Source organism: Streptomyces sp. NPDC093221 (assembly GCF_044753885.1).
Taxonomy (GTDB): domain Bacteria; phylum Actinomycetota; class Actinomycetes; order Streptomycetales; family Streptomycetaceae; genus Actinacidiphila.
In genome coordinates this window covers 68606-90191 of record NZ_JBIVOA010000013.1, presented here as the reverse complement: position 1 = coordinate 90191, position 21586 = coordinate 68606, and the positions used below count along the sequence as shown (strand labels likewise).

Annotated in this window: 19 protein-coding genes; 5 read left to right on the top strand and 14 right to left on the bottom strand. The window is 71.3% G+C overall.

Features of this window, described 5'->3' with window-relative positions; translation table 11 throughout:
- Positions 1 to 247 precede the first annotated feature (247 nt).
- The gene (locus tag ACIQCJ_RS33855; protein ID WP_188286081.1) at positions 248 to 478 is read left to right on the top strand and encodes a hypothetical protein; all 231 of its coding nucleotides are present in this window, start codon (positions 248 to 250) and stop codon (positions 476 to 478) included.
- A 139-nt stretch (positions 479 to 617) separates the two neighbouring features.
- On the opposite strand, the gene ACIQCJ_RS33850 is transcribed toward ACIQCJ_RS33855, so the two are convergent.
- From ACIQCJ_RS33850 to ACIQCJ_RS33825, 6 genes are all read right to left on the bottom strand, one after another.
- Positions 618 to 1481, bottom strand: coding sequence for a S1 family serine peptidase (locus ACIQCJ_RS33850; RefSeq protein WP_402713653.1), 864 nt, complete (start codon positions 1479 to 1481; stop codon positions 618 to 620).
- Positions 1482 to 1650: 169 nt separating this feature from the next.
- Positions 1651 to 3213 carry an RNA polymerase sigma factor gene (locus tag ACIQCJ_RS33845; protein ID WP_391048985.1) on the bottom strand — a complete coding sequence of 521 codons (1563 nt, stop codon included), beginning with the start codon at positions 3211 to 3213 and terminating at the stop codon, positions 1651 to 1653.
- A gap of 306 nt (positions 3214 to 3519) precedes the next feature.
- The gene (locus ACIQCJ_RS33840) at positions 3520 to 4428 is read right to left on the bottom strand and encodes a FadR/GntR family transcriptional regulator (RefSeq protein ID WP_355338277.1); all 909 of its coding nucleotides are present in this window, start codon (positions 4426 to 4428) and stop codon (positions 3520 to 3522) included.
- 105 nt (positions 4429 to 4533) lie between these two features.
- Positions 4534 to 6312, bottom strand: a complete 1779-nt coding sequence (locus ACIQCJ_RS33835; protein ID WP_402713650.1) for an ATP-binding cassette domain-containing protein — start codon at positions 6310 to 6312, stop codon at positions 4534 to 4536.
- 48 nt (positions 6313 to 6360) lie between these two features.
- Complete coding sequence (locus tag ACIQCJ_RS33830; protein ID WP_402713648.1) at positions 6361 to 7095, bottom strand: NUDIX domain-containing protein; 735 nt, start codon at positions 7093 to 7095, stop codon at positions 6361 to 6363.
- Positions 7096 to 7202: 107 nt separating this feature from the next.
- Positions 7203 to 9191 carry a glycogen debranching N-terminal domain-containing protein gene (locus ACIQCJ_RS33825; RefSeq protein ID WP_402713646.1) on the bottom strand — a complete coding sequence of 663 codons (1989 nt, stop codon included), beginning with the start codon at positions 9189 to 9191 and terminating at the stop codon, positions 7203 to 7205.
- A gap of 195 nt (positions 9192 to 9386) precedes the next feature.
- On the opposite strand from ACIQCJ_RS33825, the gene ACIQCJ_RS33820 reads away from it, so the two are divergent.
- Positions 9387 to 10697: an alpha/beta fold hydrolase gene (locus ACIQCJ_RS33820; RefSeq protein ID WP_401725351.1), complete on the top strand. Its 1311-nt coding sequence runs from the start codon at positions 9387 to 9389 to the stop codon at positions 10695 to 10697.
- Here ACIQCJ_RS33820 and ACIQCJ_RS33815 read toward each other — a convergent pair.
- Positions 10609 to 11847, bottom strand: a complete 1239-nt coding sequence (locus tag ACIQCJ_RS33815; protein ID WP_402713644.1) for a DUF4192 domain-containing protein — start codon at positions 11845 to 11847, stop codon at positions 10609 to 10611. The two genes, ACIQCJ_RS33820 and ACIQCJ_RS33815, sit on opposite strands and share 89 nt — an antisense overlap.
- Positions 11848 to 11980: 133 nt before the next feature.
- On the opposite strand from ACIQCJ_RS33815, the gene ACIQCJ_RS33810 reads away from it, so the two are divergent.
- Both ACIQCJ_RS33810 and ACIQCJ_RS33805 read left to right on the top strand, forming a co-directional pair.
- The gene (locus ACIQCJ_RS33810; RefSeq protein ID WP_402713642.1) at positions 11981 to 14161 is read left to right on the top strand and encodes a DEAD/DEAH box helicase; all 2181 of its coding nucleotides are present in this window, start codon (positions 11981 to 11983) and stop codon (positions 14159 to 14161) included.
- A gap of 196 nt (positions 14162 to 14357) precedes the next feature.
- Positions 14358 to 14948: a hypothetical protein gene (locus ACIQCJ_RS33805; RefSeq protein ID WP_355338259.1), complete on the top strand. Its 591-nt coding sequence runs from the start codon at positions 14358 to 14360 to the stop codon at positions 14946 to 14948.
- Positions 14949 to 14951: 3 nt separating this feature from the next.
- On the opposite strand, the gene ACIQCJ_RS33800 is transcribed toward ACIQCJ_RS33805, so the two are convergent.
- From ACIQCJ_RS33800 to ACIQCJ_RS33780, 5 genes are all read right to left on the bottom strand, one after another.
- Positions 14952 to 15629, bottom strand: coding sequence for a hypothetical protein (locus ACIQCJ_RS33800; protein ID WP_402713640.1), 678 nt, complete (start codon positions 15627 to 15629; stop codon positions 14952 to 14954).
- 54 nt (positions 15630 to 15683) lie between these two features.
- Positions 15684 to 16370, bottom strand: coding sequence for a ribonuclease HII (locus tag ACIQCJ_RS33795; protein WP_355338254.1), 687 nt, complete (start codon positions 16368 to 16370; stop codon positions 15684 to 15686).
- 49 nt (positions 16371 to 16419) lie between these two features.
- Positions 16420 to 17325 (bottom strand): ADP-ribosylglycohydrolase family protein, encoded by a 906-nt coding sequence (locus ACIQCJ_RS33790; protein WP_402713638.1) that lies wholly within the window; start codon positions 17323 to 17325, stop codon positions 16420 to 16422.
- A gap of 69 nt (positions 17326 to 17394) precedes the next feature.
- On the bottom strand, positions 17395 to 18057 hold the full coding sequence (locus ACIQCJ_RS33785; protein ID WP_401857237.1) for a histidine phosphatase family protein: 663 nt from the start codon (positions 18055 to 18057) through the stop codon (positions 17395 to 17397).
- 58 nt (positions 18058 to 18115) lie between these two features.
- The gene (locus ACIQCJ_RS33780; RefSeq protein ID WP_355338245.1) at positions 18116 to 18985 is read right to left on the bottom strand and encodes an SDR family NAD(P)-dependent oxidoreductase; all 870 of its coding nucleotides are present in this window, start codon (positions 18983 to 18985) and stop codon (positions 18116 to 18118) included.
- A 72-nt stretch (positions 18986 to 19057) separates the two neighbouring features.
- Here ACIQCJ_RS33780 and ACIQCJ_RS33775 point away from each other — a divergent pair, with 72 nt between their 5' ends.
- On the top strand, positions 19058 to 19813 hold the full coding sequence (locus ACIQCJ_RS33775) for a TetR/AcrR family transcriptional regulator (protein WP_402713635.1): 756 nt from the start codon (positions 19058 to 19060) through the stop codon (positions 19811 to 19813).
- On the opposite strand, the gene ACIQCJ_RS33770 is transcribed toward ACIQCJ_RS33775, so the two are convergent.
- On the bottom strand, positions 19776 to 20612 hold the full coding sequence (locus ACIQCJ_RS33770; protein WP_402713633.1) for a sigma factor-like helix-turn-helix DNA-binding protein: 837 nt from the start codon (positions 20610 to 20612) through the stop codon (positions 19776 to 19778). The two genes, ACIQCJ_RS33775 and ACIQCJ_RS33770, sit on opposite strands and share 38 nt — an antisense overlap.
- Before the next feature lie 161 nt (positions 20613 to 20773).
- Positions 20774 to 21379, bottom strand: coding sequence for a DUF4937 domain-containing protein (locus tag ACIQCJ_RS33765; RefSeq protein ID WP_391049019.1), 606 nt, complete (start codon positions 21377 to 21379; stop codon positions 20774 to 20776).
- Between the last annotated feature and the right edge of the window lie 207 nt (positions 21380 to 21586).

Sequence of the window (21586 nt, the reverse complement as noted above, 5' to 3'; positions counted from 1 at the left end):
CAAAGAGGCATGAACCATTTAGGCTCCGGGCACGTCCTCAGCAACAACCGGCAAGCCAGCCGGGAGCAAGTCCGGACAACAGCTCCATAAGCGACATCTGACGCAACTGACTCCTATTCGCCGCCAATCGGTAACATCCAGTCACCCCGAGGTCGGTTTTCGAGGAAAAGCTGAGAGCGGGAACGTTTTCGGCCTGGTTGGATGTTGACCCTGGTACGACAGCTCGTCGAGCTAGAGAAGAGGCGACGTGACTACTGTTCTGACCCCCGCGAGTCCGCTGACAGCGGCAGACCGCTGCGACCGTTGCGGCGCTCAGGCATACCTGCGCGTTGTCCTCATCAGCGGTGGTGAGCTGCTCTTCTGCGGACACCATGGACGCAAGTTCGAGCCGGAGCTCAAGAAGATCGCTTCGGAAATACAGGACGAGACCGGACGGCTGACCGACACCCCGGCAACGGCGGGAGAAGACGAGCGCTGACACTTCGCATCAGCGACGAATTCGAGTCGGCGGGCGGACAGACCCCTCCAGGGGGTGTCCGCCCGCCGTCTTCCGTTCAACCGCGGCCCGCCGCAGCTCAGCTGGTTTCCGCCAGCACTCGACCGCGTTGCGCCAGCGCTCAGCTACTGTGCGCCGCCACCAGTGAGGCCATCGCCGAGACGCGCGTGTAGACCCCTGGATAGGCCGCCTCCGCGCAGCCGCTGCCCCACGAGACCAGACCGACGACCCGGTCCCCCACGACCAGCGGGCCGCCGCTGTCGCCCTGACAGGCGTCCCGGCCGCCGCCCTTGGCGCCCGCGCACATCATCGAGGCGCGCACATAAGTGCCGTCGAAACTCCCCGGATACGCCTGCGCGCACACCGTGTCCGCGAAAACCGTGACCGTCGCGGAACGCAGCGTGTTCGAGTACGTGCCGCGGCCGGTCGTGTCACCCCACCCGTAGACCTGCGCCTGAGTGCCCGCCCGGTAGTCCTGCTCGTCGGAGGAGTCCGCGATCGGGATCGTGGCGCCCTTCGGCAGCGCTGTCGCCAGCGTGATGACCGCGATGTCGCCGGAGTTCGTCGTCGAGTCGAAGCCGGGGTTGACCCACACCTGCGACAGGCCCAGTTCCTGCCCACGACCGCCGCTGAGGTCCGTACGACCGGCGATCACACGCAGGTCGGGCAGTTGGTGCCAGTCGCTCACTCCGAGCGCCTCACGGCCGAAGCAGTGGGCCGCGGTGATCACCGTACGAGGCCCGACGGCCACGGCGCCGCAGAACTGGCCGGACCTGCCGGAGCCGAAGCGCTTGCGGCTGGCCAGGGCCATCACCCATGGCGTGCTGTCCGTGCTGGCCGGGTTGCCACCGATCACGACGCCGTTGGCGGCGGCCGGGGTCGCGGGCGCGGCCAGCGGGACGGCCAGCGTCGGCAACAGCGCCGCCGCGAGACCGCCGATCACAGCACGACGACGACCGGTCACGGCACGGAAGGGGAAACGCATGCGGCCTCCTGACCCTGTGGAGCACTCTGGACACCCAGAGTGATCGATAGGGCCGGAGGCCGCATCCGCAAAGAGGCCATGTCGCCCGAAAGACGTCCGCGAAGTTCTCCGGAGGCCCGAAGGACTCCGGAGAACTCCGCGGAAATGACGTCGGGTCAGCCCGGCCGGGTCAGTCCAGGTAGTCGCGCAGCACCTGGGACCGCGACGGGTGACGCAGCTTGGACATCGTCTTGGACTCGATCTGCCGGATCCGCTCGCGCGTGACCCCGTAGACCTTGCCGATCTCGTCCAGCGTCTTCGGCTGCCCGTCCGTGAGGCCGAAGCGCATGGAGACCACGCCCGCCTCCCGCTCGGAGAGGGTGTCGAGCACCGAGTGGAGCTGTTCCTGCAGCAGCGTGAAGCTGACCGCGTCGGCCGGCACGACCGCCTCGGAGTCCTCGATGAGGTCACCGAACTCGCTGTCGCCGTCCTCGCCCAGCGGGGTGTGCAGGGAGATCGGCTCGCGGCCGTACTTCTGGACCTCGATGACCTTCTCGGGGGTCATGTCGAGTTCCTTGGCCAGCTCCTCCGGGGTGGGCTCGCGGCCCAGGTCCTGGAGCATCTGGCGCTGTACGCGGGCCAGCTTGTTGATGACCTCGACCATGTGCACAGGGATACGGATGGTGCGGGCCTGGTCGGCCATCGCGCGGGTGATCGCCTGCCGGATCCACCAGGTGGCATAGGTGGAGAACTTGAAGCCCTTGGTGTAGTCGAACTTCTCGACCGCGCGGATCAGACCCAGGTTGCCCTCCTGGATCAGGTCCAGGAAGAGCATGCCGCGACCGGTGTAGCGCTTGGCCAGCGAGACCACGAGGCGGAGGTTGGCCTCAAGCAGGTGGTTCTTGGCCCAGCGGCCGTCCTCGGCGATGATCTCCAGCTCGCGCTTGAGCTTGGGGGCGAGCTTGTCGGCCGCGGCCAGCTTGTCCTCGGCGAAGAGACCGGCCTCGATGCGCTTGGCCAGCTCGACCTCCTGCTCGGCGTTGAGCAGCGGGACCTTGCCGATCTGCTTGAGGTAGTCCTTGACCGGGTCGGCGGTGGCACCGGCGACGGCGACCTGCTGTGCGGGCGCGTCGTCCTCGTCGTCGTCGGAGAGCACGAAGCTCTCGGACTCCGACTTCTCGGTCTCCTCCTCGCCGCCCTTGCCCGCGGCGGCCTCCTCGACCGTCTCCTCCGCGTCGACGGCCTCGTCCTCGCCTGCGGCCGTCTTCTTGGCCGCCACCTTCTTGGCGGGGGCCTTCTTGGCAACGGTCTTCTTGACGGCGGCCTTCTTCGCCGGCGCCTTCCTTGCTGGGCTCTCCGCCTCCACCGATGGCTCCACCGTGGTCTCGGCCTCGGCCTCCGCCTCCGGGGCGGCGGCCTTGGGCGCAGCGGTCTTCTTGACAGGGGTCGCCCTGGAGGCGACCGTCTTGGTGGCAGTACGCTTCGCCGGGCTCTTGGCTGCGACGCTCTTACGGGTGCGCTTGGGCGCCTCAGCGGCAGTCACCATCAGCGTCACACCCTCCTCGTCGAGGACCTGGTTGAGGCTGCGCAGAACGTTCTTCCACTGGGTTGCCGGAATCTGGTCCGCTTCGAACGCCCGACGCACGTCGTCGCCGGCGATCTGCCCCTGGGCCTTACCCTGCTCGATGAGCGCCATCAGAGACTCGGACTCGGCGATCTCGGACGGGAGCGTACGGGATGTGCTGGCCGACACGAACAACCTCTCGGAACGATGGGAACGACTCGGTGGAACCGCACAGCCACTCAGCGTCAAAATCGTCGCTGAATATTCCTTGTGCCGTGGCCACCTCTTAAGTCATCGCGCTGCCTCGCCAAGCGTTACGCCCACCCTACGTGGCCCGAGTCACACCCTAAATCGTGCAGATCGGTCATAAATCCGGACACATGACCCGTTCGGTCGTGCGAGGGCGCGGGAGACCGGCCGGGAGAGCCACGGGGGACCACATGGGACCGCCGCCGACCCCAGGTGTTCCGGGGCCCGCGGCGGAGGGCGACACGGTCAGTGCTGCTCGCGCGGACCGGGGACGACGTGGTCGGCGGGAGCGGACTCGGGCTGCTCGGGCAGGACGGTGAGGAGCTGGCGCATCGCCGCCTCCGCCGTGCCGCCGTCGCTCTCGGCGAGCGCTTCGACGATCCGCTGGTGCAGGCCGACCGAGGTGTCGCCGGGGCGGTCGCAGCCGGTCACCGGGCCGCCGGACACGTGCAGCGCGGAGGAGACGATCCCCGACAGGTGCTCCAGCATCCGGTTGCCCGCGACCTGGAGGAGCAGGGCGTGGAATTCGGCGTCGGCCCTGGAGAAGGTCAGCGCGTCGCCCTGTGCGGCGGCGTGCGCCATGATCTCCGCCATGTCGGCGAGGCGCTGCTGTACGTCCTCGCGGCCGTGGCCCGCGGCGAGCCGGGCGGCCAGCGGCTCGATCGTCCAGCGCAGTTCGAGCAGTTCGCGGCGCTGGTCGTCGCGCTGCGGCCCGAAGGCACGCCATTCGATGATGTCGGGGTCGAGCAGATTCCAGTCGCTCACCGGGCGGACCCGGGTTCCGACGTTGGGCCGGGCGCTGACCAGGCCCTTGGCCTCCAGCACGCGCAGGGACTCGCGCACCACGGTGCGGGAGACCTCGAAGCGCTGGCCGATCTCCTCGGGGACCAGCGGGCGGTCGGCGCCCAGATCGCCGGAGACGATCATCTGCCCGAGCTGCTGGACGAGTTGTCCGTGCAGTCCCCGGCCACGGCTGCCGCCGGCCCGGCGGCCCATCCGGTTCATATCCGGCTCCATGCCCTCCCAGGACGTCAGTCCAGGTCGGTCGGTGCCAGGGGCTTCGGCGTACGAATAGCGGTCCAGCTCGCCCGATCCGGCGATTCCGGAGTCGGCAGAACGAGCCGCGGTCATCATGGTGTGCGCAAGGGTACTCACGCATCCTTTGTCGGCGATGCCGATGCGCGCCTTGAGGGCTTTGCTGAAAAGCACACGAAAGGGTGAGCGCTCATCACCTCATAATTGACGTTTTATGGCGATGAATCATCCCTTCTTGCTGGTAAGCGGCGCAGTTCGGCTGACGCGTGGGGCAGTTGGGCGGCGCCAGCGTCGCCGTCCGCGCAACGCGGTTGCCAGATAGGCGCATACCAGCACGGTGAGTGACAACGACAGCGCGGAGACCACCGGTTGGGCGGCGAAGCGCAGCAGTCCCTCGACCGTTCCGCCGCCGCCCTGCGAGACCCCGCTGACCACCGACCACAACGCTCCGCCCGCGTCGGCGAGTTGTCGTGCCACCGGCCCACCGAACAGTCCCCGTACGGCCGGAGCGACCAGCAGCGGTACGGCGAGGACGGCGGCCACACCGAGCGCGGTGGTACGGAACACGCCCGCCGCGAGCACCCCCGCCCAGGCGCAGCCGACGGCGAGCGCCGCCCACCCGCCGAGCGCGGCAGGAAGCGTCGTCAGATCCGGCGCCTTTCCCGGGCCGAGGGTCAGCCGCAGCACCAGGGTGTCGGCGACGGCGGCGAACGCGGCGAGCAGCAGCGCGCAGACTCCGCTCACGGCGAGTTTGGCGCCGAGCAGCCGCAGGACCCGCGGCTCGGGGCCGTACCCCGGCGCGAGGGCGGGGTAGCGGAACTCCTGCCCGTAGGCGAGTGCGCCCAGCACGCCCGCGCCCACGGCCGCCGCGGGCAGCGGCAGCCGGACCGCCCATCCGGAGATCAACCGCAACGGCGGTACGGACACAGCCCCGGTGCGTGCCATCAGGACCGTGCCGAGCACCGAGCCGACCAGCGCCGCTCCGGCGATCGGCCACGGCGTGAGGACCCCGAAGGCGCGCCGCAGTTCGTACCGCAGCGGCCGGACCGGGCCGTGCTGCCGTGCCGGACGCCGCCGCGGCTGCGGCAGGGCGGGCGGTACGGCGGCCGCCACGCCGCCTTCTGCCTCGGGGGTGACGTCCGGGGTTGTGACGCCGTTTCCGCTCTCGTCGGCGAGGTGGTGCAGCAGGATGCCGTGGCGGTAGGCGGTCTCCCCCACCGCGGCAGAGTTGGTGCCGTAGATGGCGATACGGCTGCCGGTCGCGGCGATCACCTCGGCGCCGTCCTCGGTGAGCAGCGTGGCCAGGCGCTCGGCGTAGGGCGAGCGGACGGCCACGTACGGGCGCATCCTCGTGCGGGCGAAGTGCGCGGCCGACTGGTCCGCGACCAGGCGCCCCTTGTCGATCGCGATCACGTGGTCGGCGGTACGGGCGAGGGCTTTGGTATCACGGCCGGTGAGCAGGACCGCGCCCCCGGCGGCGACATGCCGTCGTACGAGCGCGTGCACCCAGGCGGCTTCGCGGGCCGGGAGTTCGCGCACCGGGTCGTCCAGGATCAGCGCGCGGGGGTCGGCGAGCAGGGCCGCGGCGAAACCGAGACGGCGGTCCATGCCCAGCGAGTACGTGCCGAGCCGCTGTTCGGCGACCTCGGCGAGGCCGACCTGGTCGAGCACCTGGTCGGCGCGGGTGGCGGGCAGTCCGAAGGCGGCGCAGAGCATGCGGAGGTGGCTTCGGGCGGTGCGTCCGGGATGTCCGGGCACGTCACCCAGGAGGGCGCCGACGACGCGGGCGGGGTGGGGGAGGTCGCGCAGCGGCCGGCCGTCGACGAGGGTGGCGCCGCGTCCGCCCTCCAGCCCGAGCAGCAGGCGCAGCGCCGTGGACTTTCCCGATCCGGCGGGACCGAGCAGGCCGGTGACTTCACCGGCCCTGATGTCGAACGTGAGGTCGGTGACGGCGGGCGGGGCGTTGCGGCGGGGCATGCTGGTCAACCCGATGGCCTGGATCACCCTTGCACCATAGCTCCGCAAATGGGCGTTTTGCGGAAAGAGCCGGTTCTACACCTCGGGCCGCAGCATCGGCGGATTGAGCAGTGCGGCCCCGCCCGCCCTGAACAACTGCGCGGGACGGCCGCCCTGACGGGTCGTCGTCCCCCCGGTCGGCACGAGGAAACCGACCGTGCCGGTCACCTTGCGGTGGAAATTGCGCGGGTCGAGCGCGACACCCCACACCGCCTCGTACACCCGCCGCAGCTCCCCCACCGTGAATTCGGGCGGGCAGAAGGCGGTGGCCAGCGACGAGTACTCGATCTTCGACCGCGCGCGCTCGACCCCGTCCCCCAGGATCCGGGCATGGTCGAACGCGAGCGGCGCCGTCTCCCCCGCGTGCTCCTGTCCCCCTTCGCCCAGCAACGTCCCGACCGGCGCCCAGCGCGCGCTGCGGGCGTCACCGCCCGCCCGGGGCGCGGGCAGGTCGGGCGCGAGCACCAGATGCGCGACGCTGACCACCCGCATCCGCGGATCGCGCTGCGGATCCCCGTAGGTGGCGAGCTGCTCCAGATGAGCGCCGCTCTGCGCCCGGAGCCCCGTCTCCTCGGCCAGTTCCCGCGCCGCGGCCCGGGAAAGATCCTCGTCCTCGCGGACGAATCCGCCGGGCAGCGCCCACCGCCCCTGGAAGGGCGGCTCGCCGCGCCTTACCGACAGTGCGCACAGCGCGTGATGTCGCACGGTCAGCACGACCAGGTCGACGGTGACGGCGAAGGGCGGGAAAGCCGACGGGTCGTAGGGCGACATGGCGCGATCATAGTCGTCTGCCTGACGATAATCAGCCGGATCGGGAGCCTGATCCCTATCGGATCGATACGTTTTCCCGTCCCTCTCCGCTCGGTCCCCGCCCATGGTCAGGTCCCGAGGCGCAGTCCCGGCGCCGCCTCCTCGATCATGGCCATCCCCAGACGGCTGACCCGAATGGAGAACGGCTGCTCCGCGACCCGCAACCCCGTCAGATGCACGGCTCCCAGCGGCGCGGCGCTGATCGGCCGGACCGCCACCGTGCCGCCCGGCGCGTCCGGCCGCACCCCGGCGAGCGCCGTCAGCAGATGGACGGCCCCGGCCGCCGCGACCGCCGCCGGACGGCACGCCATGGGGTGCGGGCACGGCGCACCGCCCGCAGAACGCTGCTCGCCCCCGTATATCTCCGGCATCCGCAGTCCGAACTCCGCCGCAGCGTCCAGCACCCCGCCCACCAACGCGGACGCCTCCTTCTCCAGCCCCGCCGCGGCGAGTCCGGACACGGCGAGCGCCGTCTCATGGACGCGCACCGCGCCTCCGCGGTGGCCGAAGGGGCTGAAGCCGGGCGTCTTCGCCGACATCGTCCGCAGACCCCACCCGGAGTTCATGTCCGGCGCGGCGAACAGCTTGCCGAGCTGTTCCGTCTGCCCCTTGTCCAACAACCCGGGAGCGAGCACCCCTTCGCCGAGCAGCCCGGTGTCGAGGAGGTGCGCGAGCGACGAGGACAGCACTGGCACCGGTCTTCCCCCGGGGGCCAGCGCCAGCGCGGGCCGCCCACCGCCCGGATCCTCCAGCCAGAATCCCCGCCGGAAGCCCGCCCGCAGCGCCGCCGCGTACTCCCGCCAGCCGTCCGCCCCACTCCGTTCGTGGGCGTCGAGCAGATCCGCACCCTGCACCGCCGCGCGATACGCGTACGCCTGTACCTCCGCCCGCACCGGACCCTCCGCCGACGGGTCCACGACCAGGCCGGAATCCGTCGTCGCCGCCCGCATCCAGCCGAGGCACCGCTCCGCCGCCGGGAGCAACGGCTCCACCTCGCGAGCCGGAAGCCCCCAGCGTCGGGCCTCGGCCAGCACGGTCACGAAGAGCAGCGTCGCCTCCACGCCCGAGTCCAACGGCGGCAGGTGCGGTCCGGAGTGCCGCGGCACTCCGGGCACACGGCCCGTCGCGGGGTCCTGCAACCTGGCCAGCATGCGGAGCGTGCCCGCCGCCAGCCGCGTGCCGAACGGCAGCAGCATCCGCGCCGCCCACAACGCGTCCACGGGCGCCAGCCCCATCCGCCAGGGCGCCCCGGCCGCGACGTAGAGGTCGGCGGGATGTTCCGGCGCGCGGAGCAGCAGGGCCTGTGCGTCCCCGAGCGAGGCGTCCAGCAGGACACCGGCTCTGGGGTCGTCGCCCTCCAGCCGCGCGTCGGCCCACATCGGCGGCGGTCTGTCGCCGACCGGTGACCGCGCGCTGCCCGCCGCCGTGGCCGCCGGTGCCGGCTCCACCCGCAGCTCGATCGTCCGTGCCGCTCCCGGCGCCACCTCCAGGTCCCACCTCAGCAGTCCCGACGCGCCCAGCGCCGCGTCCGGCGCGGGAGTCGCGGTGACCCGCGCCGATCCCCCGCCGCTCGACCAGCGCAGCCCCGAGCCGCTGACGCCGGCCGTCAGATCCGCCCCGGCCTGCCCTGCGGCCACCGCGGAGAGCGCCGCGAGATCCGTGCCGAACGCGATCTCGACGGGCAGCGCCACCCGTACCGGCCCCGCGTTGGCGAACGTGATCCGCTCACCGCCCTCGGCGGTCCTGACACGCTCCACCGTGACGACCGGGTCGGGGCCACGGTCGCCGGGTGTCCGGACGACCGCCAGGAAACGTGCCCGTCCCGCGTCGAGCAGCCTGGCCTGCACGGTCACCGGTTCGGCTCCCGCGACCGTCAGCTCGCAGCGGCTCAGCAGTCGCCTGCCGTCGCGGTAGAAGCCGTCCAGACCGTCGCCGCGCATCTGCCCGTGCTGTGCGGACACCGCGAGGGCCGGCGCCGCCACGCAGATGACGGCGTCGTGGACGGGTACCGGGCCGGGTGCCGCCCGGCGCGGTGCGACGACCGGCGGCGTGCTCACCGGGCTCCGTCCTCCGCCGCGCGTGCGGCCCGGGCGACGGCCGGAGCCGCCGCCCGCTCGTACGGGATTCGTCTTCCGGGAGAGTGCTGCACGCCGGGTGAACGCCCCGCCGAGCGCACAGGTCACGGCCCGTCTACCGTTCCTGAACGGGAGCCCCGGCTCCCCGCACGGCCCGCACCCCCGAAAAGAGACTCCATGACCGTCCACCGCCAGCCAGGCACCGTCATCACCGACCACACGTTCGCCGTACCGCTCGATCACTCCTCCCCGGACGGGGAGCGGATCGAGGTCTACGCCCGCGAGGTCGTGGCGGCGGGCCGGGAGCGCGAGTCGTTGCCTTGGCTGCTGTATCTCCAGGGCGGTCCGGGCTTCGGCTCGCCGCGCCCGCTGGGACGGGACGGCTGGCTGCCGCGCGCGCTCGACGACTTCCGGGTGCTGCTGCTCGACCAGCGCGGCACCGGGCGCTCCACGCCCGCCACCCGCCAGACGCTGCCCACCCGTGGCGACGCCGCCGCCCAGGCGCACTACCTGTCGTACTTCAGGGCCGACTCGATTGTCCGGGACTGCGAATTCATCAGGCGTCAGCTCCTCGGAGAGGACGCGCGCTGGAGCGTGCTGGGCCAGAGTTTCGGCGGCTTCTGCGCGGTCACCTATCTGTCGTCGGCGCCCGAAGGTCTGCGGGAGGTGTTCGTCACGGGCGGCCTGCCGGGTCTTGATGTGACCGCCGAGGCCGTCTACCGCGCCGCCTATCCCCGCATCGAGCGCAAGAACGCCGGTCACTACGCCCGTTACCCCGAAGACGTCGAGACGGTGCGCACCATCGTCCGCCGCCTGCGCGACGAGGCGGTGTCGCTGCCCGGCGGAGGCCGCCTCACACCTGAGGCGTTCCAGTCCCTCGGTCTCATGCTCGGCACCGGCACCGGTTCGCACACCCTGCACTACCTGCTGGAGTACGCGTTCGTGACGGGTCCCTCCGGTCCCGTCTTCTCCGACTCCTTTCTCTCCCAGGTCCAGCAGCATCTGTCCTTCGCCGCGAATCCCCTTTACGCGGTGCTGCACGAGTCGGTCTACGGACAGGGGTCCGTCTCTCCTCACGGCACCGGCTGGGCCGCCGAGGCCGTCCGCGGTGAATTCCCGCGGTTCGACGCCGAGCGCGCGCTGGCAGGGGACGCTCCCGTGCTGTTCACGGGAGAGAGCATCCATCCGTGGATGTTCACGTCCGATCCGGCGCTCGCACCACTGCGCGAGACGGCGGAGCTTGTCGCGCGCCGCGAGAAGTGGCCGGACCTCTATGACACCCGCCAGTTGGCGGCCAATGAGATTCCGGTGGCGGCGGCGATCTACCACGACGACATGTACGTCGACACCGCCCACTCGCTGGCCACCGCGCGTGCGGTGCGCGGGCTGCGGACCTGGGTCACCGACGAGTTCGAACACGACGGTCTCCGGGTGAGTGGCGGCCGGGTCCTCGACCGGCTGATCCGACTGGCCCGCGGCGAGCTGTAGTCGAGGCGATCACGCGCTGCCGCCGCTCCTGCCGCAGGCTCCGCCGCAACAGCTCAGGGTCCAGACCCTCGTTGACGGAGTGGTGGAGCAACCGCGCGAAGGTGTATTGGGGTTCGAGGTCCAGCGCGAGGCCGAGGGCGACCCGCGCCTCGGCCTCGTCCCCCGAGGACCAGGCGACCCAGCCCGCCAGGGCGAGCGGGGCCGCGGCATGGTCCGCGTACGGTCCTGCGCAGCGCCGGGCGAGCGCCCGCCACAGTCGAAGGGCGGCGTCCGCTCGCTCGGGCTCCATCCATTCGGCGGCGCGGTCGCGTGCCGTGCGGTCCTGGAGGCCGAGGATGACCGCCGCGCCCTCGTCGTCGGAGAGGAGCCGGTCGTCCCGCCGGTCCGCACGCGCGGGATCGTCGATCCGCGGCGCGGAGCGGAACTTCTCAAGTGCCGCACGGGCCAGGGCGAGTGTTCGCTGCCGGACGCTCTCACAGTCACCGTCGTCGAGCATGCGGGGCACCAATTCGGCGCAGGCCGCGTCGAGGGCGATCTCGTGATCACGATTCCGCGCCTCGGACGGCTTCAGCCTGGCTTCCATGTCCCGCAGCGAACCCGGCGCCGGGATTCCCGCGTAGGCGCTGGCCGCCGCCATCGTGGACCGGCCGGGCGGAGCCAGGACCGTTCCCTCCGCCGGGACGGTCTCCGCGGGGCGGCAGTACGACCACCAACGGCCGGCCGAGACGCACAACGCCTCGACGACGGGCACGTCCAGCGCCCCGCAGGCCACCCGGATCCGCTGGGCGAGCGGCCTCAGCCTTTCCATCACGGCCGACGCGCGCTCTCCTTCACGCGGGTCCCGGCACAGGAACAGCACGATGGCGTCGGGTCGCCCACCGCGCCGGGTGCTGTTTCTCACGAGGCAGTCGGCGAGTTGGTCGGCGGTCTCCGGCCACTCACTCGGGTCCTCCGGCAGGCCCAGTCGCAGTCGGCCGCCGAAGCGGCCGTGCTCGCCGTGCAGTGCGACGAGCACGACGGAGTCATTGGGATGAAAACCCATCAAGTACGGCAATGCGTCGGCCAGGTCGGCGGGCCCGCGCAAGGTGACTTTGACGTCGGCCGCTTCGGATGATGACTCTCCGTGCTGAATCTCGTTGCTCTGTGTCATGAGATCGACGATGCCGTAATCGCGCGAATCACACCAGACCCCCCAAAAACCTGTGGATAACTTTCGGTGGAGTTATCCACAGGCCACGGAGCGGGGTTGGCGCGATGTCGGTGCGATCAGGTTGCATGGGGGCATGACCGAGACCCCCACCGCGCTGCGTTCCGCGGCCGACACCGTACTGAGCCGACTCGTCGGCGCCGAGCCGGGCACCGCACGGCTCCGCGAGGACCAGTGGCTCGCCGTCGAGTCGCTGGTCGCGCACGGCCGCAGAACGCTGGTCGTCCAGCGCACCGGCTGGGGGAAGTCGGCCGTGTACTTCGTGGCCACGGCTCTGCTGCGCGAGCGGGGCAGCGGCCCGACGGTCATCGTGTCGCCGCTGCTGGCCCTCATGCGCAACCAGGTGGAAGCCGCCGCACGCGCGGGCATCCGGGCCCGCACGATCAACTCGTCCAACACCGAGGAATGGGGCGAGATCGAGGCGGAGGTCGCGGCGGGCGAGGTGGATGTCCTGCTCGTCAGCCCGGAACGCCTCAACAACCCGGACTTCCGCGATCAGGTGCTGCCCAAGCTCGCCGCCACCACCGGCCTGCTCGTCGTCGACGAGGCGCACTGCATTTCGGACTGGGGTCACGACTTCCGCCCGGACTACCGACGGCTGAGGACGATGCTCGCCGATCTGCCGCCCGGCGTCCCCGTGCTGGCGACCACGGCCACCGCCAACGCCCGCGTGACCGCCGACGTCGCCGAGCAGCTCGGTACCGGCGCCAGCGGGGCTGGTCAGGAAGGCGCCCTCATCCTGCGCGGCCCGCTGGACCGCGAGAGCCTGTCGCTCGGCGTGCTGCGACTGCCCGACGCCGCCCACCGGCTGGCCTGGCTGGCCGACCACCTCGAAACGCTTCCGGGCTCCGGCATCATCTACACCCTCACCGTGGCGGCGGCCGACGAGATCACCGCGTTCCTGCGGCAGCGCGGCTTCCCCGTCGCCTCCTACTCGGGGAAGACGGAGAACGCGGACCGGCAGGCGGCCGAGGCGGATCTGCTCGCCAACCGTGTCAAGGCACTCGTGGCCACCTCGGCCCTGGGCATGGGCTTCGACAAGCCCGATCTCGGATTCGTCGTGCACGTCGGATCGCCCTCGTCGCCGATCGCCTACTACCAGCAGGTGGGCCGCGCCGGACGCGGCGTCGACCACGCCGAGGTCCTGCTCCTGCCCGGGCGCGAGGACGAGTCGATCTGGCGGTATTTCGCGTCGCTCGCCTTCCCGCCCGAGGAGCAGGTGCGCCGCACCCTGGAAGTGCTCGCGGCCTCCGACCGCCCGGTGTCCATCCCCGCGCTGGAAACACGCGTCGATCTGCGCCGCTCCCGCCTGGAGATCATGCTGAAGGTGCTGGACGTCGACGGCGCGGTGCACCGGGTGCGCGGCGGCTGGACCGCGACCGGGCAGCCGTGGGCGTACGACACCGAGCGGTACGCGTGGGTGGCCCGCCAGCGCGAGACCGAGCAGCAGGCCATGCGGGACTACGCGACCACCACCGGATGCCGGATGGAGTTCCTGCGCCGGCAGTTGGACGACGAGCAGGCCGCGCCCTGCGGACGCTGCGACAACTGCGCGGGCGCGCGCTTCCCGCTGGAGGTGTCGAACGCCGCGCTGGACGCGGCACGCGCGGCGCTCGGGCGCCCCGGAGTCGAGCTGGAAGCACGCAAGATGTGGCCGACCGGTCTCGAGGCGATCGGGGTCGCGCTCAAGGGGCGTATTCCGGCGACGGAACAGGCGTCCACCGGGCGGGCGTTGGGCCGTCTGTCCGACATCGGGTGGGGCAACCGGCTGCGGCCGCTGTTCGCCGAAGGAGCCGTCGACCAGCCGGTTTCGCCGGAAGCGGTGGACGCCGTGATCCAGGTGCTCGCCGACTGGGCCAAGGGGCCCGGCGGTTGGGCCAGCGGCGCGCCGGACGCCCCCGCACGCCCGGTCGGCGTGGTCGGTGTCGCCTCTCGCCGCCACGGCGTGCTGGTGGAATCGCTTAGCACCCGTATCGCCGAGGTCGGCAGAATGCCCCTGCTCGGCCGGGTCGAGTACGCGGATCAGGGAGACCCGGGCGGCGTACCGCGCAGTAACAGCGCACAGCGGGTACGCGCCCTGCACGGGGCTTTCGTCGTACCGCAGGAGTTGGCCGCGGCCCTTCAGGCGAATCCCGGTCCCGTGCTGCTGGTCGACGATCTCTCCGACACGGGCTGGACACTGGCGGTCCTGGCCAGGCTGCTGCGGCGGGCCGGTGCGACGGCTGTCTTCCCGCTGGTCCTGGCCGTTCAGGGGTGAATGTGCGTGGCGAGGCGCCGGACGGGACAGGATCTAAGCGGCGGACAGGTCCATACCGGTCGGCGGCTTCAATTGCCCGTTGCCGCGGGGCAATACGGGAGCGAGAATTGATGCCGGATCCCCTATCGGCTCATCGAGCCATCTGACCGGCGTGCGCCCGCGCCCGGTCTACGGGTGCATCCATGAAAGGAGGACCGTGACCATCGGCTTCGTTCCGGAGACGTCCTCCGCCGCAACTTCCCTCGCGTCGCGCACTCTGGAGCCGGCCGAATGGGCAGGCATCGGCGTACCTTTGCTGGCCAATCCGCGTGACGTGATCAAGGACCTGCACGCCCGGCACCTGCCGTCCCCGTCCACCGCGGTGATCGCGGTGTACGACCCGGACGGCCGGATCCGGGCCAGCGCCTCCTTCACCGCCCGCAGCGGGGTGGTCGACGGCTGGGAGCGGCGCAATGCGCTGCTCTCGCACCTGCGCCGCGTCATCCCGCACGATCTGCGACTGCGCAAACCGGTACGCACCGCTGTCCTGATGGTCTGCCGGGACGGTGGTCCCGGCTGGACCGAGGAGGACGGGGCGTGGATGTGGGGGCTGCGTGACGCCTGCACCCTGCACGGCCTTCGCTCCGGGTCGTACGTCACCCTGACCGCCGACGGCTGGAATGTGATCGGCGAGAATCGCGTCGGCCGCACACCGAACGCCGCTTCGTGGTCGCGGCGGCCGGGCGACGCGGCGCACGGCATCCCCGGTGGGACGACGCAGGCTCTTCGCCGCGCGGCCGCGCGCTGACGGTCAGGCGCTGGCGCCCAGCAGGGAATTGACCCTGGCCGGGTCGCCGCAGACGATCAGCAGGACGCCCGCGTTGGCCAATGCGCCCGCCAGCGCCCTCGGCAGCGTGTCGTCGCTGCCGCCGTTGACGGCGACGACCACGACCGGTCGCCCGGCGGTGCGTTCGGCGGAGATGTCTGCGTAGAAGACATCGTCGGCCGCGTCGTACTGCGCCCAGTAGGACGCTTCGCCGAAGGTGAGTTCGTGCGCCGCCCACGGGTGCTGGTCACCGGTGGTGAGGACCAGGATTTCGCCGGGTGCCCGACCCGTGTCAAGGAGCAGGTCGACCGTCTCGTCGGCGGCGTCGAGCGCACCGTCGGTCGGCGCGGGGATGAGTTGGATCTGGGCGGCGGCGGGCTCTTGGGTGCGCTGCTGCGGCACGGTGGGAGGAACCGCCGTCGCGGCCGGGGTCACCGGGCCGGAGGGTGCGGCGGGACCAGGGGTACCGATGGGACGGGCGGGGCCGTGACGGCCCGGACCGACGCCTGCGGCGGCTTCCCTCGGCGGCGCGGGACGCGGCGCTGCGGGCCGCGGCGGACCGGGGACAGGACGGGGGGTCGACGCACTGCGGCCGGTGGCCGGAGCTGTACGGGGACCCGGGACGCTCTCGTGAATCTGAGGCTCCTCGGGGATGAGAGGCATGAGTTGATGTCTATCAAATGCCGCACGGATGCGCAGCGGGGGGTGGCGTGTGGATCAGAAATCGAAACCGAGTTGTTCCCCTGACTCGACCGGCTGACGGACCTTCTTGAGGTGCTGCCAGCGGGGCAGCGCGTCCAGATACGACCACGACATCCGGTGCTGCGCGGTGGGCCCCAACTCCTCCAGGGCCGCACGGTGAACAGGAGACGGATATCCGGCGTTGTCGGCGAAGGCGAACGGCGTGTAATCCGCGCCGAGTTCGGCCATCGCCGTGTCCCGCTGCACTTTGGCGATGACGGACGCGGCGGCGACCGCGACGCAGGACTGGTCGCCCTTGATCACGGTCCTGACCTTCCAGGAACCGCCGAGGTAATTGTGCTTGCCGTCGAGGATCACCGCGTCCGGCCGTTCCGGCAGTCCCTCCAACGCCCGTACGGCCGCCAGCCGGAGCGCGGCCGTCATCCCGAGGTCGTCGATCTCCTCGGGTGAGGCGTGCCCGAGGGCGTAGGAGGTGACCCAGTCGCCGAGGACGGCGGCCAGCCGGGCCCGGCGCTTGGGGGTGATCAGCTTGGAGTCGGTCAACCCCTCGGGCGCGCGACGCAGTCCGGTGACAGCGGCGCACACGGTGACGGGTCCGGCCCAGGCGCCGCGGCCGACTTCGTCCACACCCGCCACGGTCCGCGCCCCGAGGGTGGCACGAAGGGAGCGTTCGACGCTGTGGGTGGGTGGTTCGTACGGCATGGCAGTACCAAGCCTACCCCGCTGCTTCACGCCGTCCCACGGTGGTCGGTCAGTCGGACAACGCCCAGTCCGGGAGGACTTCGGTCCGCTCCCGCCAGTCGACCGGCGGTTGGCCGCCCGGCCGGGACGCGACGATGCCGCCGACGATCGCGCAGGTCGTGTCCACGTCTCCACCGGCCCTGGCGGTGGTCCAGAACGCCTGCTCGTAATCGTCGAGATGGCGGGCCGCCGCCCACAGGGCGAAGGGCACGGTGTCATGGGCGCTGGTGCGCCGCCCGCAGCCCAGCACGGCGGCCACCGTGGCGACGTCCGCGTAGTCGAGCATGTCCCTGGCCCGTCGGATACCCGCGTGCACCGCGCTGCGCGGTACGAGGTCGAGAACCGCGCCGAGAAGGTCGGACGGTGCCTGGGGTCCCGTGGGGTCGGCGACGAGGGCCGCCGCGGCGGCGACCGCCATGGCCCCGACGACCGCCTCACGGTGCTGATGCGTCGTGTAGGCGGAGATCTCCGCCTGGTGGGTGGCCTGGACGGCGTCACCCGCGTACCAGGCACCAAGGGGCGCGACCCGCATCGCGGCGCCATTGCCCCACGAGCCCTGCCCGTTGAACAGGCCGGCCGCGAGTTCCCGCCAGTCGCCGCCTTCCTGGCGGATCAGCCGCAGCATCCGGTTGACAGCCGGGCCGTAGCCGCGGTCGAAGTCGTGGTGCTCGGCGAAGGAGTGGGCCAGGGCGTCCTGGTCGACGCGTCCGTGCTTGATCAGCACCGAGACCACCGAGCAGGCCATCTCCGTGTCGTCCGTCCACTCCCATGTGCCGGGTGGCAGTTGGCCGTTCTGAAGTGCCGGGTAGTTGGCGGGGACGAAGAACTGGGAGCCCAGGGCGTCGCCCACGGCCAGCCCGCGGAGGCTGGCCACGGCGCGCGCGGCGCGGTCGGTTTCAGTGGTGTGAGGGGTCATGGCGTCGGAAACTCTGACATCGTGTTCAATCCCGGTCAATCTCCGTGTGCCCAAAGTCACCGGCCGACTTCACCACTCCCCGCCGCCAGGCGGGCCGGGCGTCCGCCACCTCGCGAACGGACGGTCCAGGGTATAGCCGCCGGAGGGGCCGAGCAGGAGTGTGCGGGTCTCGGCGTTGTCGGGGTTGGACAGCGCCTCGAACTCCTCCACCGTCCAGTGGAACCAGCGCATGCAGAACAACCGCATCGTCAGCCCGTGGGTGACCACCAGCACGTTCGGCGGGAAGTCCTCCTTGTCGAAGGCGCGGTACAGCGTCTCCAGGAAGGCCCCGACCCGGTCGTAGACGTCCGCGCCGCTCTCCCCCATCGCGAAGCGGTAGAAGAAGTGGCCGTAGGCGTCGCGGGCTTTGCGCTGCCGCTGGATGTCCTCGACGTCCTGCCAGTTTCCCCAGTCCTGTTCCCGCAGGCGCGGCTCCTCCTTGGCCCGGGTCAGCCGGGGGTCGAGCCCCAGTGCCCGGAAGGTGTGCCAGGTGCGGCGGTACGGAGAGACGAATGCCTGGACCCGTTCCTCGCCGAACAGCTCACGCAAACCCGTTCCCGCCTCCCTCGCCTGTTGAAGGCCGGTGGCGGTGAGTTCCAGGGCGTGGTCCGGCACCCGCTCGTAAATGGTGTCGTCCCTGTTTCCCTGGGACTCGCCGTGCCGGATGAGCACAATGCGGCGAGGGCGTCCCATGACGATCAGCCTATTGCGCGACTGTCGCTCCGGCGCGCTGATCCGGGGGTCATCCGCCTCACAGTCGCGCCGTCAGCTCCTCCGACAGCTCCCGCAGCCGACGTCGGGCGTCCCCGTCGTACGCCTGCCGGTCGGCCCTGGCTTCCCGGGTGCCGTTGAAGTACCGGCCGGTGCCGACATCGGTGCCTTCGATGAGCCGCAAGGTCGCCTCCCCGCCCTCCTCCACCGAGCTCCACGGCGCTATGCCTCCCTCTCTGACCATGGTGGTGTCCATGTACGTGGCCGGATGCAGCGCGTTCACCGTCACACCGGTGCCTTTCAACGCCTCGGCCAGGTCGAAGGTGAACATGACCTGTGCGAGCTTGCTCTGCGTGTACGCCCGCCCGCCCTCGTAGTCCTTGGTCAGCATCGGGTCGCCGAAGTCGATCGCCTGCTGACCCGCGGAGGCGACGTTGACGATGCGGGACGGCGCCGACGCCGTCAGCAAGGGCAGGAGCCGGTGCGTGAGCCGGTACCCCGCCAGGTAGTTCACCGCGAACCGCCGCTCCACGCCGTGCTCGTCCGCCTCCCGCGCTCCGCCCGGCGAGGCGGTCCCGATTCCCGCGTTGTTGACCAGCACGTCCAGCCGGTCGGCACGGGCCAGCACCTCGTCGGCGAGCCGGTCGACCTGCCCGAGATCGGAGACGTCGGCGAGCAGCACCTCCGCGCGGTCCTCACCCGTCGCCTCCCGTATGGCGTCGCGAACCTCCTCGGCCCGGCGGGCGTCGCGGCCATGGATCAGCACACGGGCTCCGTCGGTCGCGAGGCGTATGGCGAGCCAGCGACCCAGGCCGTCAGTGGAACCGGTGATCAGGATCGTCCGCCGGGAGTCGGTTTCGGCCTTGCCCTCGGGGCGCTCCCCCCGGCCGCCGACAACGCGTTCGTTCATTGCGAGCTCCATTTACGAGACATGCTGACTCGTTAAGAGTATGCGAGACACCATGCCTTGTAAAGTGGATTCGTGGACGAGACACCCGCGCGGGGCAGACCCCGCAGTGAGACCGCCCGCCGCGCCGTGCTCGACGCGGCCCTGCGGCTCTGCCAGGACGGCGGTTATCAGGCCCTGACCATGAAGGGCATCGCGGAGAACGCGGGGGTCGGCCGCCAGACTGTGTACCGCTGGTGGCCCGCCAAGCAGGACGTCCTGCTCGACGCCCTGCGCGACCTGGGTCTGCGCAAGGCGGAGCACCTGGACCCCGACAGCGGCGACACGCTGCGCGACGTCCGTACGCTGCTCGACGCCACCTTCGTGCTCACCCGCAAACTCACCGGCAAGGCCCTGGTCGGACTGATGGCCGATGCCCAGCACGACCCGGACCTCTCACAGCGGCTCCAGTCCACGGTGATCGGGCCCCGGCGGCAGGCGCTCCGCGCGCTCCTGGCCCGCGGGGTGGAGCGCGGTGAACTGGCCGGGGAGGACCGGACGCTGGACCTCGCGGTCGACTTCGCCTTCGGCGCCATGTGGTACCGGCTGATCAGCCACCACGCGCCGGTGGACGCGAGCCTGGGGGAACAGATCACCACCGCCCTGGCAAAGCTGCTGAGCGCGGACGGACCCACCGGGGCACGCGCGACCACAAGCGTAGACGCGAGCACAGGCGCGGCCTCATCGGCGAAGGAGCAGGTGAGCGCGCAAGCGAAAGAGCAGGTGAGCGCGCAGGCGAAAGAGCAGGCACCGGTCAGCGCCGCAACCCCCGCCGCGCCCACTGTCGGTTGAGGAACACCAGTCGTCCCGGATCGGCCACCGTGCGGATGCCGACCAGCCCCTGCGGCCCGAACTCCGGCGCCACGACGGCCACCACGACATCCCCGGTCGTCGCCAGCACCGCCGCGTCGCCGTTGATCTCGACGATCCGGCCGCGCGTTCCCGCCGGTGCCTGGCTGATCAGTCCGGCCAGGAAACGGGCCACTTTGGCGGCTCCAAGGGCGGGACGCCGGGCCGTCCCGGGGACACCGCCGCCGTCCGACCAGGCCACCACGTCGTCGGCGAGCAGTTCCGCCAGCGCCTGCTGGTCCGCGTGCGAAGCGGCCCGCATCAGGTCCTCGGCCAGCTGCCGCCGCTGCGGCCAGGGCAGGTCAACGCCGGTGGCGGACTCCCGCACCCGTTGCCGTGCCCGGCGCCGCAGGGCGCGGCACTGCACTTCGGGCAGTCCGAGGACGACGGCGGTTTCCGCCGACCCGTAGCCGAAGGTCTCCCGCAGGACGTACGCGGCCCGCTCGGCCGACGACAGGCGTTCCAGCGCGACCAGCCGCGCCATGGACACCGATTCCCGGCTCTCGACCGTCTCCAGAGCGCCCAGGGCGCCCATCGCGCCGCCCTCGGTGAGCACCGGTTCCGGCAGCCAGGAGCCCGCGTGCGCTTCACGCCGGTGCCGCGCCGCCTGCTCGGGCACGGCCCGTATCGCGCCGAAGACCTCGCGGACCAGCTCGGGCAGCGCGTCACCCGCGCCGGTGTCGGCCGTACGGGTGAGCGCGTGCCGTACGGCCTCGTCCGCCGCGCACGCCGATCCGAGCATCCGATAAGCGGCCCCGAAAAGCCGCACCTGGTGCGGGGAAAGGGCTTGCGTATCGTCGGCCGCCACTGCTGTCACAGCGGTGGCTTCCACCCCACCCGTGACAGCGCCGCCTATATCCGGCGGGCGGTCGGCACCACCCGTGTCACCCGAGCCATCCGCTCTCAGACCGTCCACCCCTGCACCACATCCACCACGTCACCCGCCACGGACACCACATCGGTGTCGAGTTCGGCGCGCTCCGACAGCCGCGTCACCGCTCCCTCGCGGTATTTACCGCGCTCCGTCGCCGAATTCCACATGGACAGCACCAGGAAGTCGTTTCCCGGACCCTGGCCGAAGACGCCGCGCAGCATGCCGGGAGAACCCGCCATGGCGGGATTCCACACCCGTTGCTGCATCGATGTGAAGTGGTCGACACGGTCCGGCCGCACTTTGCACAGGGCGACGCGCAGGACATCGACGTCGGCGAAGGTCGGTTCGAAGCCGACCTTGACGTCCAGCCGGTGCTCGAAGAGATTCACCGCGAGCATCTCGTAGGTGTCGCCCTGCGACGCGGCGATCCCATCGTGCGGCCCGGCCATGAAGGCGTCGTAGGACCGCCGGCTGTCCCAGAAGGCGAAGAGATGCGCCATTCCGGGCTGGGCACGGCTCCAGCCGCCGCCCTGCCCTCGGAAGCCGGGCTGGTCCTTGAGCGCCGCCCACCTGCGCTGCCCCCGGTCGAACCCCGCCTGATCCACAACCCCGCAGCGCATCCACTTCACCAACACCGCGCCATCGTAGTGGCGTTGACGCCGGAGATCGTCCCTGTGCGGGGGAGGCAATCGCGTGAGGGACCGGAAGGGCCGGAAAAGGGCGGTGGGGGCGGGGGGGCCCCCGGGCCCCCCCCCCCCCCCCCCGGTCGAACAAAAGGGGCCGCCCCCGCGGGCGAGACATAACCCAACCGGAGACGCCCCCCCGCGCCCCAAGCAGCACAC

Bases quoted from the DNA above. Each gene is read 5' to 3' on its own strand.
- ACIQCJ_RS33850 (WP_402713653.1), bottom strand. From the start codon at position 1,481: ATGCGTTTCCCCTTCCGTGCCGTGACCGGTCGTCGTCGTGCTGTGATC.
- ACIQCJ_RS33830 (WP_402713648.1), bottom strand. From the start codon at position 7,095: ATGTCGCCCTACGACCCGTCGGCTTTCCCGCCCTTCGCCGTCACCGTC.
- ACIQCJ_RS33820 (WP_401725351.1), top strand. From the start codon at position 9,387: ATGACCGTCCACCGCCAGCCAGGCACCGTCATCACCGACCACACGTTC.
- ACIQCJ_RS33815 (WP_402713644.1), bottom strand. From the start codon at position 11,847: ATGACACAGAGCAACGAGATTCAGCACGGAGAGTCATCATCCGAAGCG.
- ACIQCJ_RS33810 (WP_402713642.1), top strand. From the start codon at position 11,981: ATGACCGAGACCCCCACCGCGCTGCGTTCCGCGGCCGACACCGTACTG.
- ACIQCJ_RS33800 (WP_402713640.1), bottom strand. From the start codon at position 15,629: ATGCCTCTCATCCCCGAGGAGCCTCAGATTCACGAGAGCGTCCCGGGT.
- ACIQCJ_RS33795 (WP_355338254.1), bottom strand. From the start codon at position 16,370: ATGCCGTACGAACCACCCACCCACAGCGTCGAACGCTCCCTTCGTGCC.
- ACIQCJ_RS33790 (WP_402713638.1), bottom strand. From the start codon at position 17,325: ATGACCCCTCACACCACTGAAACCGACCGCGCCGCGCGCGCCGTGGCC.
- ACIQCJ_RS33785 (WP_401857237.1), bottom strand. From the start codon at position 18,057: ATGGGACGCCCTCGCCGCATTGTGCTCATCCGGCACGGCGAGTCCCAG.
- ACIQCJ_RS33780 (WP_355338245.1), bottom strand. From the start codon at position 18,985: ATGAACGAACGCGTTGTCGGCGGCCGGGGGGAGCGCCCCGAGGGCAAG.
- ACIQCJ_RS33770 (WP_402713633.1), bottom strand. From the start codon at position 20,612: ATGCTCGGATCGGCGTGCGCGGCGGACGAGGCCGTACGGCACGCGCTC.